An 8,537-nucleotide genomic window follows, 5' to 3' on the forward strand; every position below is an offset into this window, starting at 1 on the left:
AGAGGAACCACGTTGTGCAACGTTTCAAGGCCGCTTTCAAGGAAGCGGCGCACGCCGCGCGCGGCCTGGCGGATGCGCTGCTCGTTTTCGACCAAAGCGATGCGGACATAGCCTTCACCATGCTCGCCAAAGGCGACGCCCGGCGACACTACCACGCCGGATTTCTCCACCATCAGGGTGGCGAACTGCATCGAGCCGATTTCCTTGAACGCCGGCGGCAGCGGCGCCCAGGCAAACATCGACGCCGATGGCGCCGGAATGTCCCAGCCGGCGCGGCCGAACGTATCCACCATCACGTCGCGACGCTTCTTGTAGGTCTCGCGCATTTCGCGGATGCAGTCGTCCGGCCCGTTCAACGCCGCGGTAGCCGCGACCTGGATCGGCGTGAATGCCCCGTAATCGAGATAGGATTTGACCCGTGCCAGCGCGGCGATGATGCGGTCGTTGCCGACCGCAAAGCCCATGCGCCAGCCAGCCATCGAAAAAGTCTTGGACATCGAGGTGAACTCGACGGTGACGTCGATCGCACCCGGCACCTGCAGCACCGAGGGCGGCGGGTTGTTGTCGTCGAAATAAACCTCGGCATAGGCAAGGTCCGAGAGGATGTAGATCTCGTGCTTTTTCGCGAAGGCGACCAGGTCCTTGTAGAAATCGAGGCTGGCGACCTGCGCCGTCGGATTCGACGGATAACAGACGATCAGCGCGATCGGCTTCGGGATCGAGTGGATGATGGCGCGCTCGACGGCCGCGAAAAATTCCGGGCCGGGCTCGGACGGCACCGAGCGGATCACGCCGCCGGCCATCAGGAACCCGAACGCATGGATCGGGTAGCTTGGATTGGGGCACAGAACCACGTCGCCCGGCGCGGTGATCGCCTGCGCCACATTGGCAAACCCCTCTTTGGAGCCGAGCGTCGCCACGATCTGGGTATCAGGATTGAGCTTCACGCCGAACCGCCTGGCATAATAGGCGGCCTGGGCCTTGCGCAGCCCGGTAATGCCGCGGGACGCCGAATAGCGGTCGGTGCGTGGCTTGCCGAGGGTTTCCTTGAGTTTTTCAATCACATGCGGCGGCGTCGGCAGGTCCGGATTGCCCATGCCCATATCGATGATGTCGGCGCCGGCGTTCCGCGCGGCCGCCTTGGCCCGGTTGATCTGCTCGAAGACATAAGGCGGCAGGCGGCGAATACGATAGAATTCTTCCATGGGATCAGCTCCGGAACCGCTTCATAATGCGGTTGAATCGCTTCTTTTTATCACGGAAGCCTGCTGACACCAGCCACGACAGACGCTTTTGATCACTTCCCGGCGGGTTTCGCCGGCAGTACCACGGCCTGGCGGTCGCGCGCCGCGATTAGCTCGGCCTGGATCTTGGCCTGCTCGGTCGGCGCCATCGCCGTGCCTTCGCGGCTGGTCGGCAGGTCATGCACCGGAAGATAATCACCGGCCTGCGCCGGGCGCGCCGGCGCGCCGGCGGGCATGCCGACCATCGGCAGGTCGGCAATGGTCGAGGCGCAGCCGCCCAGCGGCAGCCCCAAAGCAAGCCCCAGCAGCAGACATGCCACCCGCGTCCCTGCTGTGTTGCCATAACCGGTCATGAATTCGAACTTGCTCATACGCTGACGCTTGATCCTGATCTTACACCGATCGGCCCGAATTTCAGTGGCCGCATCGCAACAATTAAACCAAATACGTTCAAAACGATTAACGCTTCGAGCATCGAGTCGGCTTGGACCCGCAATACGACGAAACCAAGTTCCGGCATCGACCTAATTGTCGCAGTGCAACACATCGAATCCTGTGACAACCCGAGAAACGTGCCATCATCAATGTGCGTGAGGACTTCCCGTCATCCCACATGAAATAAAGCTGTAGTCGCATCATGAGTGAAGTGGCCGTCGAGACCAATTCCCCGAAAGCCTTCGATCCGGAGGCCTTCGCGCTCAATCTTGCCAAAGCGATGGAAAGCAGCGGCCAGGCGCTGGCGGCCTATTTAAAGCCTCGCGAGGGCGAGGAAGTCAAAGACAAGCCGCCGAACGAGGTCACCGAGATCATCAAGACCTTCAGCACGGTGGCCAATTACTGGCTGTCAGACGAGAAGCGCGCGGCCGAACTGCAGATGAATCTCGGCAAGGCCTATCTCGACCTGTGGGGCTCCGCGATGCGTCGGATGGTCGGCGACGCGGCCGAACCCACGATCTCGCCACCGCCGCGCGACAAGCGCTTTGCCGATCCGGAATGGAAGTCAAACCAGTTCTTCGATTTCGTCATGCAGGCCTATCTGCTGACGACGCAATGGGCCAATGACCTCGTCAAGAACGCCGACGGACTCGACGCCCACACCCGCAAGAAAGCGGAATTTTACGTTCAGCAGATCACCAATGCGATGGCCCCATCCAACTTCGTGCTGACCAATCCAGAAGTGCTGCGCGAGACGGTGGCCTCAAATGGTGGCAATCTGATGCGCGGCATGACCATGCTGGCGGAGGACATCGAGGCCGGCCACGGCTCGATCCGGATCCGGCAGTCGGACCCGGCCAATCTCGCGGTTGGCGTCAACATGGCGACCACCCCCGGCAAGGTGATCTTCCAGAACGAGGTGATGCAGCTGATCCAGTATCAGCCAGCCACCGAGAACGTGCTGCGCACGCCGCTGCTGATCGTGCCGCCATGGATCAACAAATTCTACATTCTCGATCTGAAGCCGGAAAAATCCTTCATCAAATGGTGCGTCGATCAGGGTGTCACGGTGTTCGTGATCTCCTGGGTCAATCCCGACAAGAGTCTCGGCTACAAGACCTTCGACGATTACATGAAGGAAGGCCCGCTGGCGGCGATGGATGTCATCGAGCAGGTCACCGGGGAGTTGAAGGTACACACCATCGGCTACTGCGTCGGCGGCACGCTGCTGGCCTCGACCCTGGCGTGGCTGGCGGAAAAGCGTCGCGTGCGGGTGACCTCGGCAACGTTCCTGGCGGCGCAGGTCGATTTCACCCACGCCGGCGACCTGATGGTATTCGTCGACGAGGACCAGATCGCAGCACTGGAGAAGGACATGCAGGCCTCCGGCGTGCTGGAAGGCAGCAAGATGGCGATGGCCTTCAACATGTTGCGCTCCAACGACCTGATCTGGTCCTACGTCGTCAGCAACTATCTCAAGGGCAAGCCGCCCTCGGCGTTCGACCTGCTGCACTGGAATTCCGACGCCACCCGGATGCCGGCGGCCAATCATTCGTTTTATCTGCGCAACTGCTATCTCGAGAACAAGCTGTCGACCGGGAACATGATCCTCGACAACACAAGGCTCGATCTGTCGAAGGTCAAGGTGCCGATCTACAATCTCGCTACCCGCGAGGACCATATCGCGCCTGCCGAATCCGTGCTGTACGGCTCGCAATTCTTCGGTGGTCCGGTGAAATATGTGCTGTCCGGCTCCGGCCATATCGCCGGCGTGGTCAACCCGCCAGCCTCGGGCAAGTACCAGTACTGGACCAACGACCACACCCACGCCACCACGCTAGCCGAGTGGATGCAGGGCGCGCAGGAGCATGCGGGCTCGTGGTGGCCGAACTGGCGCGAATGGCTGTCCAGCATCGACGCCGAACAGGTGCCCGCCCGCCACGTCGGCAGCGAGGCGCATCCGGCCATCGAGGATGCGCCCGGCAGCTACGTGCGCGTCCGCGCCTGATCGTCGCAGGCTGCATTGGCGCGGCCAATCCAATTGTCTATGGTTAATCGCTGCCGCGCGGCTCGCCGCCGGCGCTATCGTGTTTAGATGCCCCACCCCTCCGCGTTTTCGGCGGACATTTGATTTGAAAGGAACCGCGGATGACGCGTGAATTGTTCTGGCTGACGTTGACCGTCATTCTGACCGGCCTGCTCTGGGTTCCCTATGTGCTGAACCGCATCATGGTGCGCGGCCTGTTCGGCGCCATGGCCAACCCCACCCGCGCCGACAAGCCGCAGGCCGAATGGGCCAACCGGCTGATGTTCGCGCATGACAATGCGGTCGAGAACCTGATCGTGTTCGCACCGCTGGTGCTGATCCTGAACGCAGCCGACGTCTCGACACCGACCACCGTGCTGGCCTGCGCCGTGTATTTCTGGTCGCGACTCGCGCATCTGGCCGTCTACACTATCGGCGTACCTATCCTTCGCACGCTGGCTTTCACCGTCGGCTTTATCGCCCAGGCGGTTCTTGCCATCGCTATCCTGCGGCTGGCCTAGTCCTCCGCCGGCCGGCGCTCTTTGCCGCCTATCCCGCATGCCCGGCACAGGCCGGGCATCGCAACCCGACGCCGTGATGTTGAAACGAAATTGAACTGACATGCCCTCCCCCCTCCCGAACCTCGAAACCGTCGTTAGGGAAATCGCCGAGGAAATGGCGGCGCGGACCGACCGCGGCGAGGTCGCCAGTTACATTCCCGAGCTCGCCGGGGTTGATGCCAACCAGTTCGGCCTCGTGGTCACCGACGCCGAGGGCAACGTGGCGGCGGGTGGCGATGCCGACGTACCGTTCTCGATCCAGAGCATCTCGAAGGTCTTCACGCTGACACTGGCGCTCGGCATGGTCGGCGACCGGCTGTGGCGCCATGTCGGCCGCGAGCCCTCCGGCAATCCGTTCAACTCGATCGTTCAGCTCGAGCGCGAACGCGGCGTGTCGCGCAACCCGTTCATCAATGCCGGCGCCATTGCCGTTACCGACGTGATCCTGTCCGGCCACCAGCCGCGCGAGGCGATCGGTGAAATCCTGCGCTTCCTGCGCTTTCTCGCCGGCGACACCTCGATCGTGATCGACGAATCCGTGGCCGCGTCGGAAAAACGCACCGGCTTTCGCAACACGGCGCTGGCCAATTACATGAAGTCGTTCGGCGTGGTCGAAAATCCGGTCGACTTCACGCTGGGCGTCTACTTCCACCATTGCGCCATCGCCATGACATGCCGGCAACTGGCCACTGCCGGGCGGTTTCTGGCCTATTCCGGCCGCAACCCGTCGACCGGACTGTCGGTCGTCTCCGCGGAACGGGCGCGGCGCATCAATGCGCTGATGCTGACCTGCGGCCATTATGACGGTTCCGGCGAATTCGCCTATCGGGTCGGCCTGCCCGGCAAGAGCGGTGTCGGCGGCGGCATCATGGCCATCGCGCCGGGCAAGGCCTCGATCGCGGTATGGTCGCCCGGCCTCGACAAAGCCGGCAATTCGCATCTCGGCCGCGTTGCGCTGGAGGCCCTGACCAAGCGGATGGGCTGGTCGATCTTCGGCGTCTGACCAGCGCTCAGCAAAAGCCGGTTGAACACCAGATCAAAACAAGAGGGCCGAAACATCAAAGTTTCGACCCTCATGGGCATCTGCCGTCTCGTGCATCAGTCGATGCCGGGGTATCGATTCCGCGACTGACATCAGTGCTCGTAGGTCCGCTTGGCGTCCTCGATGGCCGCTTCGTGGTACCAGCTCTCACCGCAAGGGGTCTGGCTGATCCCGGGCGTGACCTGCGAGCGGACGGGTCGCGTGTCGTGGCGAAGTCCGCCGGGCGTGGCACGACCGCCAATCGGGAACTGATAGATCTTGGCAGTCTGATGTGGATAGTTCGTCGTCATCGCTGGTCTTCCTTTCATCTCCTTGTTGCTTTGCTGCGCGTTCGCGTCAGGCCTTATTGTAGCAAAATCCGCACTTCGATTGTGCGGTCTGCACCATTAAAGGCAGTAAATGCTAACAATATGCGCACGAGAGCTGTGTGCGCTTTTGAGGAGCAGCCTCAAATCGTGGATGGATGCCGCAACCTGCGTCTTATGAGTGGATGGCGGGCACAATTGTTCCCGGAAAATCCGTCGCTGCCACGCGAATGAGCAGAAAAATCGGCCTGCTTGTCGAACAATCTCGCGTTTTTCTGCCGATTCTGGCCGGCGGGACGACGAATCCAGACGCTCATACCGGCGGATGAGACCCTGATCGGGCATTTCCTTATTGCCGGATTGCACCGCGTCAAATTGGCATATTAAATGCTTTGTAGGAACCGGCGCTGGCGGCGGAATTGCGTAGGCCGCCGGCAGGCTCAGGGAATTCACCACCCTTCGTTCAACTCATGAGAGATCGCATGACAAAGTATAAGCTCGAGTACATCTGGCTCGACGGCTACACGCCGGTTCCCAACCTGCGCGGCAAAACCCAGATCAAGGAATTCGATGAATTTCCGACCCTCGAGCAGCTGCCGCTGTGGGGCTTCGACGGCTCCTCCACGATGCAGGCCGAAGGCAGCAATTCCGATTGCGTGCTGAAGCCGGTCCGCGCTTTCCCCGATGCCGCGCGCGAAAACGGCGTGCTGGTGATGTGCGAAGTCATGATGCCCGACGGCAAGACCCCGCACCCGACCAACACCCGCGCCACCATTCTCGACGATGAAGGCGCATGGTTCGGATTCGAGCAGGAATACTTCTTCTACGAGGACGGCCGTCCGCTCGGCTTCCCGGAAGCCGGCTATCCCGCTCCGCAGGGCCCCTATTACACCGGCGTCGGCTTCAAGAATGTCGGCTCGATCGCGCGCGAGATCGTCGAAGAGCATCTCGACCTCTGCCTCGCCGCCGGCATCAACCATGAAGGCATCAACGCCGAAGTGGCGAAGGGCCAGTGGGAATTCCAGATCTTCGGCAAGGGCTCCAAGAAGGCCGCTGACGAAATGTGGATGGCCCGCTACCTGCTGCAGCGCCTGACCGAGAAGTACGGCATCGACATCGAATATCACTGCAAGCCGCTCGGCGACACCGACTGGAACGGATCCGGCATGCACGCCAACTTCTCAACCACCTACCTCCGCGAGACCGGCGGCAAGGAGTATTTCGAAGCCCTGATGGCCGCGTTCGGCAAGAACTGGGAAGCCCATATCGGCGTCTACGGTCCGGACAACCATCTGCGCCTGACCGGCAAGCACGAGACCGCCCCGTGGAACAAGTTCAGCTACGGCGTTGCCGATCGTGGCGCCTCGATCCGCGTCCCGCATTCGTTCATCAACAACGAATACAAGGGCTATCTGGAAGATCGTCGCCCGAACTCGCAGGGTGACCCCTACGCCATCGCTTCGCAGATCCTGAAGACGATCGCGGAAGTCCCGACCGCCGGCAAGGCATCCGCCGCCGCGTAAGCCAGGGCAGCAGCCAAATGCGAAACGGCCCGGACGCAAGTCCGGGCCGTTTTTGATTGCGATATCGGTGACGTGGGAACCTCGTTTCCCGGCTCTGCGAAGCAGCACTTCGTGCTGCGTCGCATCGGGGGCAAAGGCAGCCTCAGCCCAGCCCGAGCATCAGCCGCATGTTCTGCACAGCCGCGCCCGACGCCCCCTTGCCGAGATTGTCGAGCCGCGCGACCAGCACCGCCTGCCCCAGCGCGTCGCTCGCAAACACATACAGTTCGAGCCGGTTGGTCTCGTTCAGCGCTTCCGGTTCGATCCGGCCATTCCTGATCGCCACATCGTCCAGCGGCATCACCGACACATTAGTGCTCCCGGCGTAGCGCTTCGCCAGCGCGGCGTGCAAATCCGCGCCGGTCGGCTTGCCAGGCAGTGTATCAAGGTGGAGCGGCACCGAGACCAGCATGCCCTGGCGGAAATTGCCCACCGACGGCACGAAGATCGGGCGCCGCGCCAGATTTGAGTAGAGCTTCGTTTCCGGTACGTGCTTGTGGTGCAGACCAAGGCCATAGAGTTCGAAGGCTGGCGCCGTGCCCGCTTCGAAACTCTCGATCATCGACTTGCCGCCGCCCGAATAGCCGCTCACCGCATTGATGCTGACGGGAAAATCCGCCGGGACAAGGCCGGCGTCGACCAGCGGCCGCAGCAATGCGATGGCACCGGTCGGATAGCAGCCGGGATTGGAGACCTTTCGCGCCGATCGGATCTTGTCGGGCTGGTCCGGCGCCAGTTCGGCGAAGCCATAGGTCCAGTCCGGGGCGACGCGGAACGCGGTCGAGGCATCGAGCACCTTGGGACCGGCAGCCCCCATGCCGTCGATCAGCGTCGCGGTTTCCCGGGCGGCGTCGTCGGGCAGGCACAGGATGACCAGGTCGACCTCCTCCATCAGTGCCCGCTTCGCCGCCGGGTCCTTGCGCCTGTCGTCGGCGATGGTCTTCACGGTCACATCGCTTTGGCGCGCGAGCCGCTCGCGAATACCGAGCCCCGTCGTACCCGAGCCGCCGTCGACGAACACCGATGGCGTCGCAGCCTTGCCGCCGGTGAGGGCTGCCGTTCCAACCTGGATGTCATTGCTCATCACTTGGTCCCTTCGAGCGTCGTCATATCATTCAACTGTGTCGGTTCGTACAGCCAGGTCGGCACCTGATCCGGTGACACATACCAGCCGGCGGACACATAGGCATAGTCGCCATTGACCGCCATCATCCAGGACGACGCGCCGTCGGCGAGTTGTACCAGCGGATTGTGCCGCGCCAGATGGAAGGCCAGGCGCGGCGTGCCGTCGCGGCTGCAATCGACGCCGAACGGCAGCGCCGCGGCGATCGGCTTGCGGCCGTCCCAGGCGCGGGCGGCGCCG

General features: G+C 62.4%; 8 protein-coding genes and 1 pseudogene. 4 read left to right on the top strand and 5 right to left on the bottom strand.

The features are described from left to right. A partial coding sequence (locus tag Q0S16_RS19410; protein ID WP_295851699.1) for an LL-diaminopimelate aminotransferase occupies window positions 1-1,205 on the bottom strand: 1,205 nt, incomplete at its 3' end. Between the two features lie 92 nt (window positions 1,206-1,297). Then, the gene (locus tag Q0S16_RS19415; protein WP_295851700.1) at window positions 1,298-1,615 is read right to left on the bottom strand and encodes a hypothetical protein; all 318 of its coding nucleotides are present in this window, start codon (window positions 1,613-1,615) and stop codon (window positions 1,298-1,300) included. Between the two features lie 266 nt (window positions 1,616-1,881). Here Q0S16_RS19415 and phaC point away from each other — a divergent pair, with 266 nt between their 5' ends. The 3 genes from phaC to Q0S16_RS19430 all read left to right on the top strand — a co-directional run bounded on the left by phaC (window position 1,882) and on the right by Q0S16_RS19430 (window position 5,268). Further along, on the top strand, window positions 1,882-3,687 hold the full coding sequence (phaC, locus tag Q0S16_RS19420) for a class I poly(R)-hydroxyalkanoic acid synthase (protein ID WP_295851703.1): 1,806 nt from the start codon (window positions 1,882-1,884) through the stop codon (window positions 3,685-3,687). Window positions 3,688-3,827: 140 nt separating this feature from the next. After that, the gene (locus Q0S16_RS19425) at window positions 3,828-4,226 is read left to right on the top strand and encodes an MAPEG family protein (RefSeq protein ID WP_295851707.1); all 399 of its coding nucleotides are present in this window, start codon (window positions 3,828-3,830) and stop codon (window positions 4,224-4,226) included. Window positions 4,227-4,326: 100 nt separating this feature from the next. Beyond that, complete coding sequence (locus tag Q0S16_RS19430; protein ID WP_295851713.1) at window positions 4,327-5,268, top strand: glutaminase; 942 nt, start codon at window positions 4,327-4,329, stop codon at window positions 5,266-5,268. Window positions 5,269-5,399: 131 nt separating this feature from the next. Here Q0S16_RS19430 and Q0S16_RS19435 read toward each other — a convergent pair whose 3' ends face one another. After that, entirely contained in the window at window positions 5,400-5,597 is a 198-nt protein-coding gene (locus Q0S16_RS19435) for a DUF2735 domain-containing protein (protein ID WP_295851725.1), read from the bottom strand. Window positions 5,598-6,094: 497 nt separating this feature from the next. On the opposite strand from Q0S16_RS19435, the gene Q0S16_RS19440 reads away from it, so the two are divergent. After that, the gene (locus tag Q0S16_RS19440) at window positions 6,095-7,135 is read left to right on the top strand and encodes a glutamine synthetase beta-grasp domain-containing protein (protein WP_295851729.1); all 1,041 of its coding nucleotides are present in this window, start codon (window positions 6,095-6,097) and stop codon (window positions 7,133-7,135) included. A 142-nt stretch (window positions 7,136-7,277) separates the two neighbouring features. On the opposite strand, the gene argC is transcribed toward Q0S16_RS19440, so the two are convergent. Together argC and Q0S16_RS19450 are read right to left on the bottom strand one after the other, a co-directional pair. Next, a complete protein-coding gene (gene argC / locus Q0S16_RS19445; RefSeq protein WP_295851732.1) occupies window positions 7,278-8,258 on the bottom strand; it encodes an N-acetyl-gamma-glutamyl-phosphate reductase in 981 nt (326 codons plus the stop codon). 44 nt (window positions 8,259-8,302) lie between these two features. Beyond that, window positions 8,303-8,537, bottom strand: a pseudogene (locus Q0S16_RS19450) (FMN-binding negative transcriptional regulator); the annotation flags it as partial.

This window comes from Tardiphaga sp. (assembly GCF_025356345.1).
In the GTDB taxonomy this organism is placed as follows: Bacteria; Pseudomonadota; Alphaproteobacteria; order Rhizobiales; family Xanthobacteraceae; genus Tardiphaga.